23 protein-coding genes are annotated in these 20,243 nt (G+C 52.2%); 11 read left to right on the forward strand and 12 right to left on the reverse strand.

Annotated features, from left to right (window positions below):
* Positions 1–5: 5 nt before the first annotated feature.
* Positions 6–860: an aminoglycoside phosphotransferase family protein gene (locus U869_RS0107915; RefSeq protein WP_025118914.1), complete on the reverse strand. Its 855-nt coding sequence runs from the start codon at positions 858–860 to the stop codon at positions 6–8.
* Between the two features lie 126 nt (positions 861–986).
* Between U869_RS0107915 and U869_RS0107920 the strand changes: the two genes are divergently transcribed.
* Positions 987–1,364, forward strand: a complete 378-nt coding sequence (locus U869_RS0107920) for a RidA family protein (RefSeq protein WP_025123966.1) — start codon at positions 987–989, stop codon at positions 1,362–1,364.
* A gap of 10 nt (positions 1,365–1,374) precedes the next feature.
* Here U869_RS0107920 and U869_RS0107925 read toward each other — a convergent pair whose 3' ends face one another.
* Complete coding sequence (locus U869_RS0107925) at positions 1,375–1,755, reverse strand: nuclear transport factor 2 family protein (RefSeq protein ID WP_025118916.1); 381 nt, start codon at positions 1,753–1,755, stop codon at positions 1,375–1,377.
* Positions 1,756–1,774: 19 nt separating this feature from the next.
* Complete coding sequence (locus tag U869_RS0107930; RefSeq protein WP_025118917.1) at positions 1,775–2,086, reverse strand: hypothetical protein; 312 nt, start codon at positions 2,084–2,086, stop codon at positions 1,775–1,777.
* Positions 2,087–2,275: 189 nt separating this feature from the next.
* Between U869_RS0107930 and U869_RS0107935 the strand changes: the two genes are divergently transcribed.
* The 6 genes from U869_RS0107935 (at position 2,276) to U869_RS0107960 (ending at position 7,078) form a co-directional block, all read left to right on the forward strand.
* Positions 2,276–2,545, forward strand: coding sequence for a hypothetical protein (locus U869_RS0107935; protein WP_025118918.1), 270 nt, complete (start codon positions 2,276–2,278; stop codon positions 2,543–2,545).
* Between the two features lie 37 nt (positions 2,546–2,582).
* Positions 2,583–3,248 (forward strand): HD domain-containing protein, encoded by a 666-nt coding sequence (locus U869_RS0107940; protein ID WP_025118919.1) that lies wholly within the window; start codon positions 2,583–2,585, stop codon positions 3,246–3,248.
* Positions 3,249–3,319: 71 nt separating this feature from the next.
* Entirely contained in the window at positions 3,320–3,583 is a 264-nt protein-coding gene (locus U869_RS0107945; RefSeq protein WP_025118920.1) for a DUF3811 domain-containing protein, read from the forward strand.
* A gap of 356 nt (positions 3,584–3,939) precedes the next feature.
* Positions 3,940–4,821: a 4-hydroxy-tetrahydrodipicolinate synthase gene (dapA, locus tag U869_RS0107950; RefSeq protein ID WP_025118921.1), complete on the forward strand. Its 882-nt coding sequence runs from the start codon at positions 3,940–3,942 to the stop codon at positions 4,819–4,821.
* 97 nt (positions 4,822–4,918) lie between these two features.
* Positions 4,919–5,521, forward strand: coding sequence for a glutathione transferase GstA (gstA, locus tag U869_RS0107955; RefSeq protein WP_025118922.1), 603 nt, complete (start codon positions 4,919–4,921; stop codon positions 5,519–5,521).
* Between the two features lie 636 nt (positions 5,522–6,157).
* Complete coding sequence (locus U869_RS0107960) at positions 6,158–7,078, forward strand: LysR substrate-binding domain-containing protein (protein WP_025118923.1); 921 nt, start codon at positions 6,158–6,160, stop codon at positions 7,076–7,078.
* 105 nt (positions 7,079–7,183) lie between these two features.
* Here U869_RS0107960 and U869_RS0107965 read toward each other — a convergent pair whose 3' ends face one another.
* The 4 genes from U869_RS0107965 to U869_RS0107980 form a co-directional block, all read right to left on the reverse strand.
* On the reverse strand, positions 7,184–8,434 hold the full coding sequence (locus U869_RS0107965; protein WP_232785338.1) for a fimbrial protein: 1,251 nt from the start codon (positions 8,432–8,434) through the stop codon (positions 7,184–7,186).
* Positions 8,435–8,462: 28 nt separating this feature from the next.
* Entirely contained in the window at positions 8,463–10,994 is a 2,532-nt protein-coding gene (locus tag U869_RS0107970; RefSeq protein ID WP_051590097.1) for a fimbria/pilus outer membrane usher protein, read from the reverse strand.
* A gap of 127 nt (positions 10,995–11,121) precedes the next feature.
* A complete protein-coding gene (locus U869_RS0107975) occupies positions 11,122–11,823 on the reverse strand; it encodes a fimbria/pilus periplasmic chaperone (protein ID WP_029987194.1) in 702 nt (233 codons plus the stop codon).
* A 55-nt stretch (positions 11,824–11,878) separates the two neighbouring features.
* Positions 11,879–12,421, reverse strand: a complete 543-nt coding sequence (locus U869_RS0107980; RefSeq protein WP_025118926.1) for a fimbrial protein — start codon at positions 12,419–12,421, stop codon at positions 11,879–11,881.
* A gap of 654 nt (positions 12,422–13,075) precedes the next feature.
* Between U869_RS0107980 and U869_RS0107985 the strand changes: the two genes are divergently transcribed.
* On the forward strand, positions 13,076–13,774 hold the full coding sequence (locus tag U869_RS0107985) for a LuxR C-terminal-related transcriptional regulator (protein WP_025118927.1): 699 nt from the start codon (positions 13,076–13,078) through the stop codon (positions 13,772–13,774).
* A gap of 86 nt (positions 13,775–13,860) precedes the next feature.
* Here the strand turns inward: U869_RS0107985 and tyrS are convergent, their stop codons facing one another.
* The 4 genes from tyrS to anmK form a co-directional block, all read right to left on the reverse strand.
* Positions 13,861–15,135 carry a tyrosine--tRNA ligase gene (tyrS, locus tag U869_RS0107990; RefSeq protein WP_025118928.1) on the reverse strand — a complete coding sequence of 425 codons (1,275 nt, stop codon included), beginning with the start codon at positions 15,133–15,135 and terminating at the stop codon, positions 13,861–13,863.
* Positions 15,136–15,276: 141 nt separating this feature from the next.
* Positions 15,277–15,930, reverse strand: coding sequence for a pyridoxamine 5'-phosphate oxidase (pdxH, locus tag U869_RS0107995; RefSeq protein ID WP_025118929.1), 654 nt, complete (start codon positions 15,928–15,930; stop codon positions 15,277–15,279).
* Between the two features lie 195 nt (positions 15,931–16,125).
* The gene (locus U869_RS0108000; protein WP_025118930.1) at positions 16,126–16,443 is read right to left on the reverse strand and encodes an MliC family protein; all 318 of its coding nucleotides are present in this window, start codon (positions 16,441–16,443) and stop codon (positions 16,126–16,128) included.
* Positions 16,444–16,487: 44 nt separating this feature from the next.
* Complete coding sequence (anmK, locus tag U869_RS0108005) at positions 16,488–17,609, reverse strand: anhydro-N-acetylmuramic acid kinase (protein WP_025118931.1); 1,122 nt, start codon at positions 17,607–17,609, stop codon at positions 16,488–16,490.
* Positions 17,610–17,970: 361 nt separating this feature from the next.
* On the opposite strand from anmK, the gene U869_RS0108010 reads away from it, so the two are divergent.
* On the forward strand, positions 17,971–18,435 hold the full coding sequence (locus U869_RS0108010; RefSeq protein WP_021178081.1) for a glycine zipper 2TM domain-containing protein: 465 nt from the start codon (positions 17,971–17,973) through the stop codon (positions 18,433–18,435).
* Positions 18,436–18,524: 89 nt separating this feature from the next.
* On the opposite strand, the gene slyA is transcribed toward U869_RS0108010, so the two are convergent.
* On the reverse strand, positions 18,525–18,959 hold the full coding sequence (gene slyA / locus U869_RS0108015) for a transcriptional regulator SlyA (RefSeq protein WP_025118932.1): 435 nt from the start codon (positions 18,957–18,959) through the stop codon (positions 18,525–18,527).
* A 180-nt stretch (positions 18,960–19,139) separates the two neighbouring features.
* On the opposite strand from slyA, the gene U869_RS30535 reads away from it, so the two are divergent.
* Positions 19,140–19,376: a DUF1656 domain-containing protein gene (locus U869_RS30535; RefSeq protein ID WP_025118933.1), complete on the forward strand. Its 237-nt coding sequence runs from the start codon at positions 19,140–19,142 to the stop codon at positions 19,374–19,376.
* Between the two features lie 3 nt (positions 19,377–19,379).
* Positions 19,380–20,243, forward strand: coding sequence for an HlyD family secretion protein (locus U869_RS0108020; protein WP_025118934.1), 864 nt, complete (start codon positions 19,380–19,382; stop codon positions 20,241–20,243).

Here is a 20,243-nt window from a genome sequence, read left to right on the forward strand (position 1 = left end):
GCCCGCTATTGCTCTGCGACGATGGGCAGAATAAATCCGCTATCACCCTGCGGCAACGCGATACCTAAGGCGCGTGCCGCCAGTTCCGCTACCCGGAAATCGATATCCGCCGCTTCACCCTCTTCCAAAAACCAGGCGGCGGAAAGCCCCGCCCAGGCCAGGATCCATCGCAGCAGACGACAGCGTTCCAATCCGGCCAGCGAGCACACTTGCTCTACACGCCGATGGAAGATATCGGGATCGGTAGCAATACCGTAATTGGGGTTACAGAAGATATTGGCATAATCAAACCCGCGTTCGCCATACAAACGCTTGGGATCGATTACCAGCCAGCCGCGGTCGGCAAAATCCAGCACGTTGTCATGGTGGATATCACCATGCAGCACTCCTTGCTCCCGTGGGCTGGTCAGCAGTTCTGCCGCGGCGGTGGCACTCAGGCGCAGCATACCGCCATGAGCCTGCGCTGCGGGCCATAAGGCATTAAACCATTGATGCAAAGGGATCAGATCGGGATAGGGTTCATCGCGTGGCGCATGCAAACGGGCAATCACCTGGCACAGAATGGCCGTGGCCCGTTGGTCTTCGCCATTACGTACCAACTGTGCCAAAGACAGCGGCCCACAGGCCCGTTCCAGCAAAATGCCGTCATCGTGCCAGGCCAACACGCGCGCAGCGCCTTCTCCACGCCACCAGCACATCAGCAGACCGCCAAATTTCTCTTCCTGTTCGCGGGCAATTTTCAGCATCGCCGGCATCGTTTGATAGCGTACCGGCATCAACAGGCTGCTGTGGGTTTCAAACGCTTGCCCGTCGGGCACCAGCTGCCAACGTTGCAGATAAGGAATAAATGCCTGGTTGATCACCCTTATGCACCCTTATTGCGTGAACGACTGGATAGGATGATAGTATTATCAGGCAGTCTGCTGCAAAACTTTCGGCTGCACGCGCTCGGTTGTGCGTGCTCTTGGCTATCTCGTGGGGTCATCATGTCATTACTCAAACGCACCAATTATGCAAAATTACCCAAGCCGGGCGGGCCCTATGTCCACGCGGTACGCCACGCCGATACGTTGTACGTTTCTGGCCTGACGGCCTTTGCCACCGAAGCCCAGGGGCAGCCGGTGCAAGATCAGGCACGCGCCATACTGGAACAGCTGGCGGCCGTGGCTGCCAGCGAAGGGACCAACCTTAAGTCACTGATCAAGGTCACCGTGTTTCTGACCGAGATAGCCGACCTGGCCACCATCCGTGACGTGCTGTTCGACTATCTGGACGGTGCTCTGCCCGCCAGTTCACTGGTTGCCGTCAGCGCCCTGTTTTCGCCGGATCTTAACGTCGAGATCGAAGCGATTCTGGCTCTGTAAATCAGGGGCGCTATAGCGCGCCCTCATCCGGTTCACATGGGCCAATCTTGAACCAGGCCTTGGCAATCTTCCCCTGATCGATTTCGTAGATGGCAATAACGTCCATCTTCCCGCGTCCCTGTGGGAAATTGCGAGTCACCACCTCCTGGTCGATCACCAGATTCTGCACCACCATACGTTTGATGCGTTCACCGTACAGACTGGGCTCTAGGAAGCGGGCAATATGACGCTCACGAATTTCACCTTTACCGCGGGCAAGCAGCGTATCCGGATGCTGGTAATACTGCGCATCATCGGCCCAGCAGGCCATAAAGGCATCAATATCACGGGCATTGTAGGCATCAAGTTGCTGTTGCACGATCTCTTCTGGCCGTACCGTTTTGCTGTTCATCGTTATCTCCTGCCCAAGGTTAAAGCTCACTGATTTCATCCACCTGATGATGAAATACGTAAGGATCGGAGATCAGCGCAAAGGCTTCATCATCCGGATAGGTGACCGCCACCTGATAGGCCTCACCGGCAAAACATTTGATGGCCTCCAGCGAGGTCCAATAGGTTGCCAAAAAGAAATGCGCATAGTCTCCCTGCACCTCTTGCCTGACAAACGCCCCAAGGTTGCCCGCAATGCCATTAGCATGCTTCACACCTGTGACAGCTAAATGATCGGCAAATCCCTGCCGATGTTGAAGCGGCACGCACCCGTGCCAGGTTCTGACAATCATCGCCACTCACTGAATATAAAATCGGAAATAGTGAATAAATAACCTATCACGTTTTTAGCCGATTTCAATCCGGCAGCGCATGATTTTTAATCCGCAGAAGAAACTGCCCTAACAATGCTTTTCCGTCATGACGGCAACGTGAAAAGTCTGCTAATTTATCCAGTAGAGACTGATTAATGATGAGTGACTATGCAGCAAAAGCCGGTTTTGCACGAAGCCAGACAGTTGAAACGCCTTAACGCCGCAACGCGGCGGCAGTCGCACATGTATAAGTGGTTTGCCCTGGTTGCGGCTCTGGATGCACTGTTGGTGTTTGTCTATGACCGGGATATGCGCAATGTTTCATTTTCAACCGTGGTAGCCCTGGTTTGTGGTTATCTGTGGATCCGCGATCGCAATAAGGCTCGCGGCTATCGGCGCGAGTACGACGACAAATACGGCAATCCTCGCAACGAGTAATGTTTCTTCACCCCCAGCCATTGATAAGGATCGATTTGTGCATTCTCCAGCCTTGGCCCCAGAACTGTTGCAACCCTTCTCTCCGTTCCAGGCATTGGCCCAGCAGTTACTGCCGCTGACGTTGGCGGGCGATGACGGCTCTCACGATGTGGCCCACCTGCATCGCGTGTGGAAAAATATTCGCCAAATCAGCCGGGATGAAGGAGGAGACCTGCAAATTCTGTGCGCCGCCGCATTGCTGCATGACTGCGTTGCGGTAGAGAAAAACTCCCCCCAACGCCATCTGGCCTCCCGCATGGCGGCAGAAAAGGCGGGTATCGCATTGGCAACCCTTGGCTGGTCGAATACCGATATCCAGAAGACCGCGCACGCGATCGAAGCCCACAGTTTTTCCGCTGCCATAACGCCGCAAACGTTGGAGGCCAAAATCCTGCAGGATGCCGACAGGCTGGATGCCATTGGTATGATCGGCGTAGCGCGTTGCTTCTATATCGGTGGCCGTATGCGTAGCGCCCTATACGATGCCGCCGATCCGTTGGCACAACAGCGTCAGTACGATGACAAACGATTCACGCTCGACCACTTTGAAACCAAGCTGTTCAAACTACAGGAAGGTTTTCAGACTGCCACTGGCCGTATGATGGCAGCGTTGCGTACCGAACGTATGCGCCGTTTCCTCAGCGAACTGCTGGAAGAAGTTTGATCGCTACAGCGCACTTTTTTTGCCGTAAATCCTGTACACTGAAAGTCAACTTCACAAAACAGGTTGCCAAAATGAAGAGACTAACGCTGAAAGAGATGACAGAAAGCGAACAACGTGAAGTAAAAACCGATCTGGACAGAGCAAGCAAAAACCTCGATCGCCAGTTGACCAACGCCGAACATAATAAAATTAAAGACGAAGCCATCGATCGCATTATGGCCGCACGCGAAAAGATTGCCAAAGCGACCCGGGCAGAACGCAAAGCCAACCGGGTAAAACCAACAGGGGAAACCTTCAGTTGGACCGCTTCCATCAGCACGCGCCCACATCGTTGATACCAGACCCCGCCTCGGCGGGGTTTCTGCTTTATAAGCCAGGTTCATCTGCGCCCTACTATTATTAATATGTCTATTATCAGCCGGTTATCCATTGACACCCTGCGGTGTTCTGTTCACTATCGGATAACATTCACTGGTTACGAGATCGCCATGACCCATCTACTCCAACAGGCTACACCGCAGCAAACCGCGTTGACCGTTGGTGGGATCGTGGCGGTAACTGCAAAGAAACAGTCGCTCATTTGACCGGGGCGTGCTGTCCCGTCAGATGAGCTGACTGGATGGTGTGCAACGCGTGACTCCCCTCTGGTTTTCTCATCTGACTTCTCTGTCGGTCACAGCAGGAGTTTTACATGGCTTCATTTTCCGGTATTTGGGTTGCATTGGTTACCCCATTCAATCATGACGACGTCGATTTTCCGGCCGTAAAAAGGCTGGCTCAACATTTGATCGCCAAAGGCGTTGCTGGTGTGGTGGTCTGTGGTACCACCGGCGAAGCCGCGGCACTCAGCGAAGAGGAACAGCTGGCCGTACTGGATGCCGTTCTCGAGGTAGTGCCCGCCCGCCAGGTGGTCATGGGGCTTGCCGGTAATCACCTGACTGGCACCTTGCAGATGCAGCAGGCCATCAATCAGCGCGACATTGCCGGTGTACTGATCCCTGCTCCGTACTATATTCGCCCTTCACAATCAGGCTTGGTGGAGTATTTTACCCGTCTTGCCGATGCCTCTCGCGTGCCGGTAATTTTGTATAACGTGCCTTATCGCACCGGAGCAACCTTTGAACTGGCGACGCTGCGTCAACTTGCCCGTCATCCGCAAATCAAAGCGATCAAGGATTGCGGCGGTAACCTGGATACCACGATGGCGCTGATCCATGATGGCGCTATCGACGTGCTGACGGGTGAAGACAATTTGATCATGACCACGTTGTGTCTCGGTGGCACTGGCGCGATTTCCGCGGCGGCTCACATCCACCCAGAACGCTTCGTTGCCTTGGTAGAACAAGTGGCGCAAGGCGATCTGGCCGCCGCACGCGACAATTTCTTTACCCTGTTACCCATGATCAACCAGATGTTCAGTTACCCCAACCCTGGCCCGGTTAAGGCAGCGCTGTCGCAACAGGGGCTGATAAACAACGAACTGCGCTCGCCGATGCAAACGGCCCCACAGGCATTACAGCAGCAGATTGCTGATTTATTGGCGCAGATGCAGTCACTCGTCCCAGTGGAGTAATAAAAAATTGTTGGCAAAACCGCTGTAATTTTTCCAGCCGAGGACTAGGATGAGAGGTTAAACCTGCCTGTCCTTCATCACCATCAAGGAGTTTTCGATGAAATTGTTCTATAAAGCTGGCGCCTGTTCCCTGTCCCCCCACATCGTACTACGTGAGGCCGGGTTGGATTTCAGCGCAGAGAAAGTCGATTTAGCGCAGAAGAAAACCGAAAGTGGTGCCGACTATCTGGCGATCAACCCGAAGGGACAAGTCCCGGCATTGGTACTTGACGATGGCAGCCTGCTGACCGAAGGCGTGGCGATTGTGCAATATCTGGCGGATCGCGTACCGGATCGTAACCTGATCCCAGCCGCTGGCACACTGTCCCGCTATCATGCGATCGAATGGCTCAACTACGTGGCCACCGAGTTGCATAAAGGCTTCAGCCCGCTGTTCAATCCGAAGACGCCGGACGAATACAAAGCGATTGCCCGCGATAAGCTGGCCAGCCAATTCAGCTACCTGGACACCGTACTCGAGAAGCAGCATTACCTGCTAGGCCAGCGTTTCAGCGTAGCGGATGCGTATCTGTTCACCGTGTTGCGTTGGGCTAAAGCGTTACAGTTTGATCTCTCGAAGCACACACATCTGACGGCTTATTTCGATCGCGTAGCGGCTCGCCCTGCGGTAGCTGCAACGTTGAGTGCCGAAGGCCTGTAATTATCGAGTTGCCGTTACTGGCGGGATCACTCCCGCCATCTTCACATTCAATCAAACCAGCGGTCTCATACCCAGTGGTTTATTGTTAACCCTGGCGTGAATATGATATTTTTTTATTACCGATAAAAATAAGTTAATTCACACACGATAAGTATAATCTTATACTGTCAATCACCCGAAAGTTGATTGGAAAACCCCATCAATTAAATTAAAAACCAACCCTGTGACACCTTTTACCTGGCGCATTGCTATATAAATAACTCATTTTAAAATGAGTGACATGACTCATGGATAACAAAAATCTCGTCATTAAATAAATATAAATAATTATCTAGTCTCGCACTGTTTTATGCAACAGCTAATTATAGGACGCAATAATAAATAAAAGGACGCATCATTTATGAATCCCAACTCTCCCCCCTGATACACATCCCTCACACAGATTGCCAGCAAATAACATTCACTACACACGTTTTTTTCTGACAGAAAATCGTTTGTATTCATTGACATGCTCGCAAGATAATATTTTGACAATTTATTGCTTGATAAACCTGCTTGACGGGCTATGCTCTATTAAAAGAGCATTTAAGAATAATCACTCAGGTAATCATCAACTTACAAGCCACCAGGTGAATTATGAAAGAGCTTCCAAAGATTAATCAACTTAGAAACTTTCAGGCAATTGTCCGCTATGGGAGTATCACCATGGCATCACAGGCTCTGTTTCAAACGCAACCGGCGATGACGCGGAGTATGCAAGAGTTAGAGCGCATATTGGGTGTAACGCTATTATCCAGAGGCCCGCAGGGCATGGTATTAACCAAGATAGGGCGTATTTTCGAATCCAGAGTTAACTTGATACTTAATGATATAGAAAGAGCCGTTGATGAACTGCAGCAAATCAGCCAACTGTCTCAAGGCTCTGTCGTTTTTGGTTGTTCACACTTGCCCGCCTTTAGCGTGCTGCCTGCTTTGATCAACAAATTTCAAGCCGAAAATCCATCCGCCACCATTACTATCATAGAGGGGCAACTCCCAGAGTTAATTACCTCTCTACGCTTGGGGCGATTAGATTTTTTCATCGGCATAGCCTCCCCAGAAATATCGATGAGTGAATTTTTTGTCGAAAAATCAATCAAGACTGAATTTCTTATTATTGCCCGCAAAGATCATCCTTTAGCCAAAAGTCAGTCACTAAGTCAATTGCAAGGTGCCAAGTGGTACTTTCCTCATGCCAATACAGGCTACTACAAAAATTTGGAGCGGATGATATTCCCGCAGGGAAGAAGTAAGGGAGATACGGTAATCTATGGTGATTCAATGACCATTGGCGAACAGTTGGTGATGCACGAGGACTATCTGTTCATCGGACCAAAAGCCATTCTCAATGTAGAACAACTGAAAGGCAAACTCTCAGTGGTCCCGGTCAAAGAGAAACTCCCCGAAGCAACCTATACTCTGATCTACAAACAACAACAAGGTTTGACCCCCTTGGCGGCACAATTAATGAAGAAGATCGGTGCTGCAAGTTTTGATTTTCTTACGGGTAAAGCTTAGAAGCCAGACAGCCACTCCAACTGAATTTATCCGCCTTGCGTAATTATATGGGGATCGGCAATCCCCATATAACCGTGGCATCACTCAATTATCGCTTAATACTTGCTAGTAATAATTGATCGTAAACGTCACTTTGCCATCCGCCTTACCCGGCGTGGGGTTGCCAGCCGTTTGAATATATCGGGCTGCCAAAGGCACGCGGATAGTTGGGCTACCGTCTTTCGGCAGAATCACCGTCTGTTCTGCCGCAAAGTTAAACGGTATCGGCGTTTGGCCGCTGTCGCCCCAGCCGATTTGAATACCCACACCCGATGCGGCATCGGGACGCGTTGCATCGATAGCCATGATGCCATTGGCAGAGTCAATCACGGTGGTCACAGGAGTCAGACGCACACCAATGCTGTTGTTGATTGACTGAGAAGCCGTACCAACCCCCGAATTGAAGTCCATCATCCGAGTAGTGTTCGTCTGATTATAAAAACCAAAAAAGGTCGGGCAGTTGGTCAACATGATTGAGGCATCAACCCAGGGTGAGGTTGAATTTATCCCCCTGAATTTCTCGCGTATATCATGAGATCCCAGATCAACGGTGATATCAGGTGTGGTACAAGTCTGTGTCGAGATCGTCAGGTTTCCCTGAAACGTGACCCGGTTGAGTTGGATCGGTAATCCTGGAATGGCCACTCCAGTGCGAGAGTTCACCATATTATCGCTCACCGTAGGAAGGCTTGCCGCCGATAGGGAATAACTCCCCGGCGTCAGCGGGCCTGTTTTAATCAATGAAATATAGCGCGTGGCACCACTGAAATTAACTTCGCCCCCAAGTGTGCCAATTTCAACATCTTCATCACGGTATCCCATCGTTCCCAGCGTAGCGGCAGCACGATTATTGTACCGTGATATGACCACCCCAATCCCGGGAATACTGGTCTGGTAAACCGCCCCGGCAAACGGGCCGGTATTCAACCCACTGAGCGCATAGGGAGCCTGGAGGATAGCGACGGCCCAGTTCGCGACGCCAGCATTACCATCCGAAGGGCAATCTACAGACACGAGTGGCGCGTTAGACCAACTTCCCTGATAAATGATGGTGCCAATCGGCACATCGGCACCGGCTGAAATCACCGGTGGGCTCAGTGGAACAGTCAACGATGCCGAACTCATACCCGACTTGAGTGCACATGACTTCACTGCCCAACTGCTGTGGCTTATGGACATCAGTAGCCCAGCGGCCAGCAGATTCAGCGCGTTATTTATTGATAGCATGATTATGTTTTTCCCTCTTTCCAACCGGCATACCGCTACGGCCAGAAAGGACAATTGTTCAGTGTGAGCACCGTTAATTTCATCGGCCACGGTTGTTAGCCACCTTCATCGTCACAGCCTAAGCTGGCGCACAAACAGTGTTAAACTGCTGTATCGGGGAGTATTTCTGTCCTTTGGCCATCGGCATCAGCACATAGTTGATCAGACACTGCATCTGACTGCCTTCGCCCCACTTCACTTTCAGTTGGCCCTTGTCTTGTGCGACCCGCGCATAGAGCTGCCCCCCCTGACCCACCGTGCCCACGCTGTTGCCTTTACCGTCAAAGACATCGGCCCCGAACGGCACAGGCTCCCCTTGATAGGTGGTATCAATCAGAATGGCTGTGCCCTGTTTGGTGGTGTATTTCATCTTCACTACCGCACCGGAAAGCGGTGCCACTTTCTGGCTGGTACTGTCCAGTTCCACATTGGCCGCCGTGCCTTTCGGATCGATGCTGATTTCATTCATCTGGTATGGGTTTAAGTATGGCACCACCGCATAGCCCCGTGAGTCGATGCTTACCCCCGGATACGAAGAAACTTTGGCGCCTTCGGCCCCCTTGGCCTCCACCAGTGCAAAGGTATCCGAGGTGTACGGCGTAAAGGTCACGCCGCCCGCATGACCAATCACCGTACCGTTCATCCCGGCAGACGCGCTCTGGTACCCTTTGCCGGTACTGTAAGTGCCGCTCAACGCCGTGGCCGGGCTACGGTAATTGGCGCTCACCGAGCCACTGCTCCCCTGGCCCTGATTGGCATTCATTGCCGTCACACCGTAGCTGAACTGATTATCCTGCCCAGCGGTGCCGGAGACCGTCGCCTGCTGGCCATAACGCCCGCTGCTGTCATGGGACAAATCCATGCGCAACTGCGGCGTGTGGGTCTGATCGTTACTGCCCAGCGGCAAGCTGAAACTCAACAGATAGTTGGTTTGTGCCGTGCCCAGGCTGGAGAAGCTGCGGTTGATGCTCAGACCGTAAGACAGGCTCTTATAGCGGTTGTTGTAGCCCATCTGGTACTGCTTCTCACTGCCGTCTTTATTCCAGTAATTTTGCAACGAGCCGCTGATATACAGCTGGCCCCAGTTTTCCGGCAGACCTTGCCCGGCAGTCACCGTCAGGCGGTTTTTCGCCCGCGAAATCGCATCCGGGGAATACCCCTGCGCCACCGCATCACGGGTTTGCATCGCGGTCATAAAGTCCATGTAACCGTCGGTCGAGAAGCGGTAGGCCGCCAGCGACAGGTTGCTATTGGTTTCGCTGATCAGCTTGCTGTAACTCACCTGATAGCTTTGCCCGCTGAGGCGATTGCCCGGATGATGCCGACCCGTGGCATCGGTACTGTTATCCAGATTCGTTCCCGCCTGGGTCACGTCAAAGGCCAATGCGCCGATGGGCGTGCCCACCGCCGTGCCCAACTGCAATGCGTAGTAATCCTGGCTGGCCTGCAGGCCACCATAGCCGGTGACGGTGTTGGTCAAGCCAAGCTGGTAAGTTGCCTGGTACAGCGCCGGTTTCTCACGCAGGTTATCGCTGCGTATTTCCCCAGCGGTAATCGAATAACGCGATGAACCCGGGCGTAACAACTGCGCCACCGAGGCATAAGGCACGCTGAACGTCTGTTCGGTGCCGTCGGATTCACGTACCGTCACGTCCAGATCGCCACCATAACCCGTTGGATACAGGTCGTTAATCAAGAACTCACCCGGTGTGACCGTGGTTTCATACAGCACCTGGCCGTTCTGACGCACAGTGACCCGGGCGTTGGTCCGCGCAATACCCCGGATATCCGGCGCGTAGCCGCGCAGGGATTCTGGCAACATCCGCTCGTCAGTGGCCAACTGCACCCCGGTAAACGGCAATGTGTCGAACAGTTGCCCGGTGGTGTTGGATTGCCCCATCAATACTCGTGCCTTCAATAGCGGGATATCACGCTGCAGATAGGTATTGATGTTGTTGTATTGACTCTCGCCGTTATCCATCCGGCTGTAGGAGCCGTTGTGGCGCAGATACCAGGCGCCCACGTTGACCCCGGCGTTCACCCCGGCAAACAGCGAGTTATAGCTGCTGCCGTGCGATTCGCTGGTGTAGCCATTGACGTTATAACCCAGCAATACCGCCGGTACGCCGCTGTCCCACAGTTCCGGGCTAACGGTGCCACGGGCGGTGTTCAACATGTAAATCTGCGGGATGACAATATCCAGGCGCTGTTCATTACTGTCGTAATTAACCTGGGCCTCCGGCAGTTTTTGTTGCAGATCCAGACAGAGTTCGCCCGGGTTTTGTGGGCTTAAAAAATCCGCTGGCAACTTGGCGTAATTAAACGCAATGTGATTAATCAGATCGCGGGTCAGGCAGGGATAAACCGATTTATCCGCCCGCGTCTTGAATTCAATATCGGTGTTGCTGATCGGCTGATTGTTAATATACAGCGCCGTTTTATATATCCCTGGCAAGCCAGAGGAACCATTGGCAAAACGACTGAGGTCAACCGACTTTGCATCATCTACATTCAGGAAAGAGCTATCAAACTCCAGATTTTTGGCAACATCTTGCACAGTACTGGCCGTAACGTCGGCGTTAACATTGGCCACAAAAAAACTCGAAAACATGGCTATGGCCAGTGGCGATAAACGGCACTGAACGCCAGACTGCAAAGATCTAGGCATAGATGTCCCTTCAGAACTGATTTCCTGAATCATGATTTATAGTAAGTACGAACTGTTTTATCTGACGGTATTATTTGATTGCGGCATCAAAAGCGTTGACCGCGCCGTAATCATTGACGTAGCTGCCGGAAATTTTACTGCCCGCAATACCGGCCAGATCCAACGTCATGGTGCTGCGTGGTGCGACCATCGCATAGTCGAGCTTTTTGCCGTTGACCGACAGATTGACCAACGAGACGTAATACGGCGTTGGGTTAGCGGCCTGGATACGATTTCCCTGGCTGCTCCAGGTCAGGGCTTTCACCGCCTCGTTAGGATTGCCTGCCAACCCGGCAGGACGATAGAACAGCTTGATGCGCGAGCGGAAAGCCATCTGCAAGCGGTTTTCGGCGGTTTGCGTCTGGGCCTTGGCCGGGACTTCCAGCACGTTCAGCCAGAACACCGATTCTTTATCCATCGGCAACGAACCACCCGCGTAGCTGATACGCAATGTCTGGCCTTTGCCGGGTTCAACACGGTTCATCGGCGGCGTCAGCACGAACGGCACTTTTATTGCCGACGGCTTGGCATCCGCATCACCATTATCAATCCAGCTCTGCAACAACACCGGAGAACGACCACCGTTGCTGATCTTGACGCTGACTTCTTTGGCATCAGAGGGATAAATCACCCGCGTACCGCTAATCACCACGCTCGCCAGGCTATTGGCACTGAACAGGGCAACGGCGGCCACTATCGCAGCCTGACGCACATTGATAGAGAGAAACTTCATCATAAACTCCGAGCAAACTGGCTGATTGGGAGGGGGTTCCCCCTCCCACAGCCCATTACTGGTACTGAATAGAATAAACAACGTTGCTGACGACGGTACCGGCAGTGGTTGCGTCTTCTGCGTAGTAGCGCACGATGTACGGCAGAGTGGTGCTACCACCGGTGACGTCTTGATACGTCATCGCGGTAACCTGATCCTGGCTACCGGCCTTGATCACTGCCTGAGATGGGCTGGAGCCATCCAGCAATTGCAGACTGACATTGGTCGCGGTACCACTCAGGTTGTTCAGACGACCGGTTACGGCATCAACAGAAGCACCCGCCTGGAAGAAGGCTGATGCGGTTTCCAACGTCCCTGAACAGTTGCTTAGTGCCATCGTGAAGCCGGTATCACCAGCGGTGCGGTTGGCGGTTTGCAGTTGGTTAGTGCCTACGGTTGGCAGCACGACGGTCGCGTCCGCATCCTGGCCATCAACCACCACATCACAAGTGTTGGCAGTCAGTTCACCATTGAAGGTGATGGTGCCGGTAGACGCAGCCTGAGCAACACCTGAAGAGAGAGCAACGGTAGCCATCGCGGACAGAAGAATTTTTTTCATTACAGTATTCCTTACGTATAATTAGCACTTGCATGACGTCCTTATCATTAAGAAACGTCGAATCTATTTACGTTCTTTTACGAACGAGCCAAAAATAACCCTTAGTAAAAGGTTATTTTCAATGCGTTCAATAAAGAGGTGTCTAGCTCTTTTAAGTGACACAAGAAGTGACTAACCATTTCAATGTCGGCTTCCTGCCGCTGCTGTTGAGCACTATAGAATATTCTTATAAAAATAGTAAACCAACTAATTTTCATCCCTCATACAAAAACTGCATAATGAAAATAAAAAGCCACATCAATATAAATAGCTAGCATAATGGATACTTTTCTTGCCAAGCAAGCAAACTACAACCCATTGATTATTATTCAAATTAGATAAAATATAAGGTTACCCATCAAAAAACGGTACTTTCAACGCTGCTAATGGCATGCGCTTATTATCAATATGAAAGTTTGTTATCGCCGATGCAAATTAGTTAATTCATAACTTTTACAGCGAACCTTATACTAAAGCCCTGTAAAGCGCCATATACGTACCTAACCTCCATAGTCCGTATGAAAGAGCCGTGATTAAAACAGAACACACCTGCATTAAACAGAGGCAACTCATTTAAAAACACTATTAATCACCAAGAATGCTGATGAGAAGGCGATGCGCAAGAAAAAATTAGTATTACAATGTTCCTGCCATTTTACCCTGGTGGGGTTGGAAGCGTTAATCAATGAGTCTGATTTATCTGCGTCACTTGAACTGGTCGCCAGCGCACGTGATGCGACACAATGTGGAGCTTTGTTAACAGATTTGCCCGTTGTCGATATCGTGATCCTGATATTACGCAATAACGATTATAACCTGGCCTCACTCCTTGAATTGATCGGGGAGCGGTTGCCACATAGGCACCCCTCAAGCCAGGTCGTGCTAATGGGGAATCTGGGCCCGATGAAGGTTCTGAGACGTTGTTTTGGCAGTCTGGAAAATGTTTGGCCGATAACGACCTTGTCAGCCCCGATAGCTGTATTACTCAAGCATATGCGCGAAATCTCTACTGCTGACAAAAGACAGGCTGGAGAGCCCCGCATCGGACTATCGCCGCACGAGCGGTTGGTGTTACGAAAGCTGCTGGCTGGGGAAAGCCCAAATCAGATTGCCGACAGCATGGCAATTCATTACAAAACGGTAAGCTATTATAAGCGTAGCGCGTTGGCAAAGCTAGGGATGAGTTCCTTATCCCCTCTAGTAGTAAACCGGCATAATGTAGCACCAACGCAGAAGGCAATAATGGTGGGATTGTGGAAAGAGTTGGCAAGCGCGATAAAACAACCAACCCCACAAAAGTATGAGGTTGGTTAGTCGGTTGGGGCCATATTAGCCCCGTTACACCGTTGGCAAGCGAAAAACGGTTCGCCGTTTAGGGGCGCGCGCAGCGCCCATTCAGATTATTTCCAGTCTACCAGGCAGTAATGCTTTTTACCGCGGCGCAGCAGCGTGTAGCGGCCAAACAAGCGATCGCTGTCGCTGAACAGATATTCCGGATTGGACTGCTTCTCACCGTTGATGGTTACCGCGTTGGAACCGATCATGGTGCGAGCCTGACCACGTGAAGGAACCAACTCGGCATTAACCAATGCCTGTTGCAGATCCGCATCGCTCTCCAGCTTGATGGTTGGCATCCCGTCTTGCGCCAACTGCGCAAAGTCTGCCTCGGTCATGTCATGCAGCGCGCCAGAGAACAGGCTCTGGGTGATACGCTTCGCGGCAGCCAGGCCTTCTGCGCCATGCACCATACCGGTCACTTCTTCTGCCAGCACATACTGGGCACGTGGTGCCTTGCCGCTGTTTTTGTCTTCTTCTTCCAGCGCATTAATCTCTTCAATGCTCAGGAAGGTGAAGAACTTCAGGAAGCGATACACGTCCGCATCCGCGGTGTTGATCCAGAACTGGTAGAATTTGTACGGGCTGGTTTTTTCCGGAGCCAGCCATACCGCGCCGCCTTCGGTTTTACCAAACTTGGTGCCGTCCGCCTTGGTGATCAACGGTACCGTCAGGCCAAACACCTGTTTCTGGTGCATGCGGCGAGTCAGATCGATGCCCGAGGTAATGTTGCCCCACTGATCGGAACCGCCGATCTGCAACTCGACCTGATGGCGGTTATACAGCTCGGAGAAGTCGTACCCTTGCAGCAGGTTGTAGGAAAACTCGGTGAAGGAGATCCCGGAGTCATCACGGTTCAGACGCTGTTTAACCGCTTCCTTGTTGATCATCTGGTTCACTGAGAAGTGTTTACCGATGTCACGCAGGAAGGTCAGCACGTTCATGCCGCCAAACCAATCGTAGTTGTTGGCCGCAATGGCGCTGTTGCTGCCACAGTCGAAATCTAGGAACGGAGAAACCTGTTTGCGGATTTTCTCGACCCATTCGTTGACCGTTTCCGTGGTGTTGAGCTTGCGTTCAGCCGCTTTAAAGCTCGGGTCGCCGATCATCCCGGTCGCGCCACCTACCAACGCTACCGGCGTATGGCCGGCCAGTTGGAAACGCTTCAGGCACAGCAGAGGCACCAGATGGCCCAAATGCAAGCTGTCAGCGGTCGGATCGAAACCGCAATACAGTGCAATTGGCCCTTGCGCCAGTCGCTCTGCTAACGCTTCCTCGTCCGTCACTTGAGCCACCAGGCCCCGCTCTTGCAGTTGTTGAATCAGGTTGATGCTAGCCATCAATTTCTCCATGTATAAACGAATGCACCTTTGCCGGTACACGGCCTTCGCCCATTGGCGAAAATCATAAAATTCGGGGTAGCGCATAGAATAAAGCGCCAGCGGCATCAGTGCCAGCGCTTAAGGGGGATTTTCCGTCTATCAGGGTGCCAGTCGGTCAATTTTCCAGTCATTTTCCTCACGTTGATACAGGAAACGGTCATGCAAACGATTTGCCCCGCCCTGCCAGAACTCAACGGAGTCGAATTTTACGCGGAAACCGCCCCAGAAACTGGGCAATGGCACTTCCCCTTGCTGGAACTTTTGCTTCAGCTCGAGGAATTTGCTTTCCAGGATGCCACGGGCGGAAATGCGCGTTGACTGTTGCGACACCCAAGCGCCGATCTGGCTGTCTTTGGGGCGACTATGGAAGTACTTCATCACCTCCAGCGTTGACAGACGCTCGGCCTTGCCGAGAAAAATCACCTGACGATCCAGCATATGCCACGGGAACAGCAGGCTGATATGCGGGTTTTGCGCCAGCTGTTGCGCCTTGCGGCTGCCAAGGTTGGTATAGAAGACCAGCCCCTTGTCATCGAAGTGCTTGAGCAAGACGATGCGCTGGAACGGCTGCCCGAGCTCATCCACGGTAGCGACGCACATGGCGGTAGGATCGGCCAGACGTGCTTCACATGCCTGTTTGAGCCAACGTTCGAACAAATCGAGGGGATTGACGGTCAGATCGTTACGGCGCAGGCCGCCACGGGTATATTCACGGCGCAGATCCGCCACATCAAACTCATTATTATCAGTCATCTGGGTTAGCAACCAAGCGGTAAATTCGTTGTCATATTCTGCGCCTGTAGCAGCAGGATCTCAATCGTTCTGCTGCTCTAGTGCAGCAGGTGGGGATAAACAGAACGCCGACACGCCGTAAACCCGTCCGTGGGGGCTCGCAATCGCCCATCCTTGCGCTCAACGGTCGGCTAACCTGTATTATCTCCACCAGCCTCAAGCATTGGTGGAGCGGTTAGCCAACACACAATCACTCATAATCACTTTATCATTACGCTCGACAAAGGCGTTTTGCCCTTTCGACCAGAAGGTATATTTGCCGTCGCTGTATTTGGCTCCGGACGCCGCTATCACCTGTTTCAATTTCAGCTGTTCGCCGTCCATCAGGAAGCTGACCGTGCTCTCTTCACCATTGAGCGCCACGGTGAGCGGCGTCGTTCCGCATTGATAGTGCAGCGTTTCGCTCTGTTGCGGCATCACATAGCTGCAACCCGCCAATACCAGAACTCCGGCAACCATTGCTATTTTTTTCATCAGGTGCTCCTTAAGATATTAACCCTTTCTTTATCCTAACAGAGCTAGCGGTGGCCCAATGGCAAAACCGGATAAATCCCACCCAGCACAGTTTCACGACAGGCACCGGTCACCGAAGGCAGATTGCCCGATTGACCGGAAACAGTGCGGAAGGCCAGCCAGGCAAAGGCCAACGCCTCCATATCATCGCCACTGACGCCAAATTGATCCGTGGTTGCCACCTCGGTTCCCGGCAGCAAGGCGGACAGGCGCGCCATCAGTAACGGATTACGAGCGCCGCCACCGCAAACCATCAGCCGCTCGCAGCCTCCCGCCAGCAACACCTGCTCGCTAATGGTGGTAGCGGTCAACTCCACCAACGTGCTCATCACATCCACCGGCGTTAAGCCAGGCAACGTCGCCAGCTGTTGTTCCAGCCAACTGATATTGAAGTATTCCCGACCGGTACTTTTCGGTGCCGGTAAGGAGAAATAGGGATCGGCCAACATCTGCTGCAACAGCGGTAAACAAACGCGCCCTTCCATCGCCCACAGGCCGTCTTTATCGAAAGGTTGCGAGCGGTGCCGCCATACCCACGCATCGAGCAACATGTTGCCTGGCCCGGTGTCAAAACCACGAACCGGAGCGCCTGGTAGTAACAGGGACAGGTTAGCGATGCCGCCGATATTCAGCACCATGCGGCGTTCGCCGGGATGAGCCAACAAAGCCTGATGAAACGCCGGGACCAACGGTGCCCCTTGGCCACCATAGGCCATATCACGGCGGCGGAAATCCCCCACGGTGGTGATATTCGTCAACGCTGCAATGCGGTTATTGTCCCCCAATTGCATCGAAAAACGCGTCTCGCCCTCCGGTTCATGCCACACCGTTTGGCCATGACAACCAATAGCGGTAATTTCATGAGCCGGAATGCCCGTCTGTTTTAACAGCCCCAGCACGGCTTCACCGAACAGCGTGCCCAACTGCGCATCCAACCGCCCTACGGCGGATAGCGTGGTCTGCTGCCCTTGGCACATGCCAAGAATATCTTTTTTCAGTTGGATCGGCATGGGATGGCTATAGCTTGCCTGTTGCGCCACCATACGTTCATCGATCGCGGCAAGCACCACGTCGATCCCATCCAGACTGGTGCCAGACATAACACCGATATAGCGGCCTGACTTCATCAGCAATATTCCTTCCAGGTTACAACTCTATTCAACTCTGTAAATAGACCAGAATTGTGCGCTTAACGCCATGAATCAGGATGTCTTTTTTACAGCCTGTGAGCGGAGTTGTTTATTTTATGCAAAGAATTGGTTACATATCCAACAGCCCATGGTGATAAAAGCATCGGCGATTTGTTTTCAGTTCTGTCACAAAGCTAAACCACCGTTTATTATTGGTTGAACAGAGAAAAGCTAAGCTGTATACAGAAGGCAACCTATGGGTGAGATCAAACCGATTCAGCCATACTTGCTGTATTATTTTTAGAACTTGGTTTGGGCCAATCTCCCAGATCTGGATTACCAACCGCAGGAGCTTTATATGATCAAGCGTCTTCTCGTTGTCGCTCTCGCCTCAGTCACACTGGCGGGCTGTGCAAACCAAACCGCGTCCGGTGATGTCTATTCCGCCTCTCAGGCTAAACAGGTGCAAACCGTGACCTTTGGTACCTTGGTGTCCGTACGTCCGGTGCAAATTCAGGGCGGTGAAGGCTCAAGCATGCTTGGCACTATCGGCGGCGCTGTACTGGGTGGGTTCCTGGGGAATACCATCGGTGGGGGCACTGGCCGTAGCCTGGCAACCGCAGCAGGTGCAGTAGCCGGTGGTGTGGTTGGCGACAGCGTCGGTAGCGCCGCTAGCCGTAGCAACGCCTGGGAGCTGGAAATCAAAACCGACAATAAAGAAAATATCGTGGTGGTACAGAAAGCCGGGTCAACCAAGTTCAGCCCAGGGCAACGCGTACGTATGGCGCAAAACGGCAGTACTGTTACCGTTTCTCCACTGTAATATCTTCGCCTGAATGCAAAACCGGAGGCCCCTGGGCCTCCGGTTTCTGTTTGTTGCTGTGACTTAGCTGAATTAAAAAGGCGCTGGATTTATTGTTTTTCTTGCAGTTCGATGATGTTTTGTTCCAGCTTACTGATCAGACCTACTAAAAGTTTTACTTCCTCTGCCGAGATACCGCTGAGAATTTCCCCTCTGGTCAACGTGATCACACTGTCCACTTCCCGAATAATCGGCTCTGCCGCTTCGGTCAGCTTAATGCGTTTGGCGCGCCGATCGTTGGCGCAGGTATGACGGGTGATCAATCCTTTATCTTCCAACTGATCCAAGGTACGGACCAATGAGGGCTGCTCAATGCCGATCGCTTTTGCCAGCTGGATCTGTGACTGTTCAGGCGGTAACCGGTTGATATTGTGCAAGGTAACCCAATGCGTTTGCGTGAGCTCCAACGGTTTTAACCGATGATCGATCAGCGCACGCCAAACACGAACTAATCGTGCTAAATCTGAACCTAACGTTGATTCCACTTCCACCTCCTTATAATTAGCATGCTAACATTACTCCCCAGAGTGTAGACCATTTTGGTTAAATCATATTAAAAACACAAATGTATATAATCCAAATAGTAAAAATAGACACCACTTTTATCAGTAATTGGTTATCCTCTATGCAAACATTGTTCATATTCACTCATAGGGATTGCTAACGTGAATACACCTTGGCTCCATACTGCATCGCCCCTGCCCGATCTGGTGCTGGGTGCATCGCTTTATTTCCCTCCTATCTTTAAAGCGTTCTTACTCGGATTGGTTTTCTGGTTGCTGGTACATCATCTACTGCGCGACTGGATGTACTCCGGTGATATCTGGCACCCCATGCTGATGGACCTGTCCATTTTCGTCATTACCGTCAGCGGTTCCCTGTGGCTCCTAGCGAGTTGGTAGCTCATGAAGCATAAGACATTAAAGTATTTTTCGACGGTTATTGTTTGCGCCATCGCGCTTTGCGCCGGTTGGTGGTTATGGAATTACTACATGCAATCCCCTTGGACCCGTGACGGTAAGGTGCGAGCAGAGCTGGTCAATATTACCCCGGAAGTCTCTGGTAGATTAGAGAAAATTATGGTTCATGACAATCAGTTCGTCCCTGCGGGGAGTCTGATCTTCAGTATTGATCCCGTTCCTTACCAGATCGCGCTGGATAATGCCGAGGCGGCACTGGCTAAAGCCCAGGCCGATATGGCCAAGGCCGACCACGAAGCGGCCCGTCGCCGCAGCCTGCCCCGCAACGTCATTTCCTCAGAAGATCTGGATGAGTCGAACCTGGCTGCCGCCTCAATGAAAGCCTCGTATAAGGCGGCGCAGGCCAATCAGGAGCAGGCCAAATGGAACCTCAGCAAAACGCGGATCTATGCCCCAACCGACGGTTATATCACCAACTTGCAGGCTCGCGTCGGCAACTACGCCACCGCAGGTACGCCGCTGGTGGCGCTGGTTGACACCCATTCGTTCTACGTGCTCGGCTATTTTGAAGAGACCAAACTCCGGCACATCAAAGAGGGCCGCAAGGCGGATATCGTATTGTATAACGGCAATATCCGGCTCCAAGGGGTGGTTGAAAGCATCGGCCGGGCCATTTACGACCAAAGTGCTGACAGCAGCAGTGATTTGCTGATGGATGTGAAACCTAACGTACCTTGGGTGCGTCTGGCGCAGCGGGTGCCGGTGCGGATCAGACTGGTCGATGTTCCGGCCGATCTGCCGCTGGTCGCCGGTACCACCTGCACCATCTCAATCCATCAGCAGGACTAA

It is taken from the genome of Serratia sp. H1w (genome assembly GCF_000633355.1).
Taxonomy (GTDB): domain Bacteria; phylum Pseudomonadota; class Gammaproteobacteria; order Enterobacterales; family Enterobacteriaceae; genus Chania.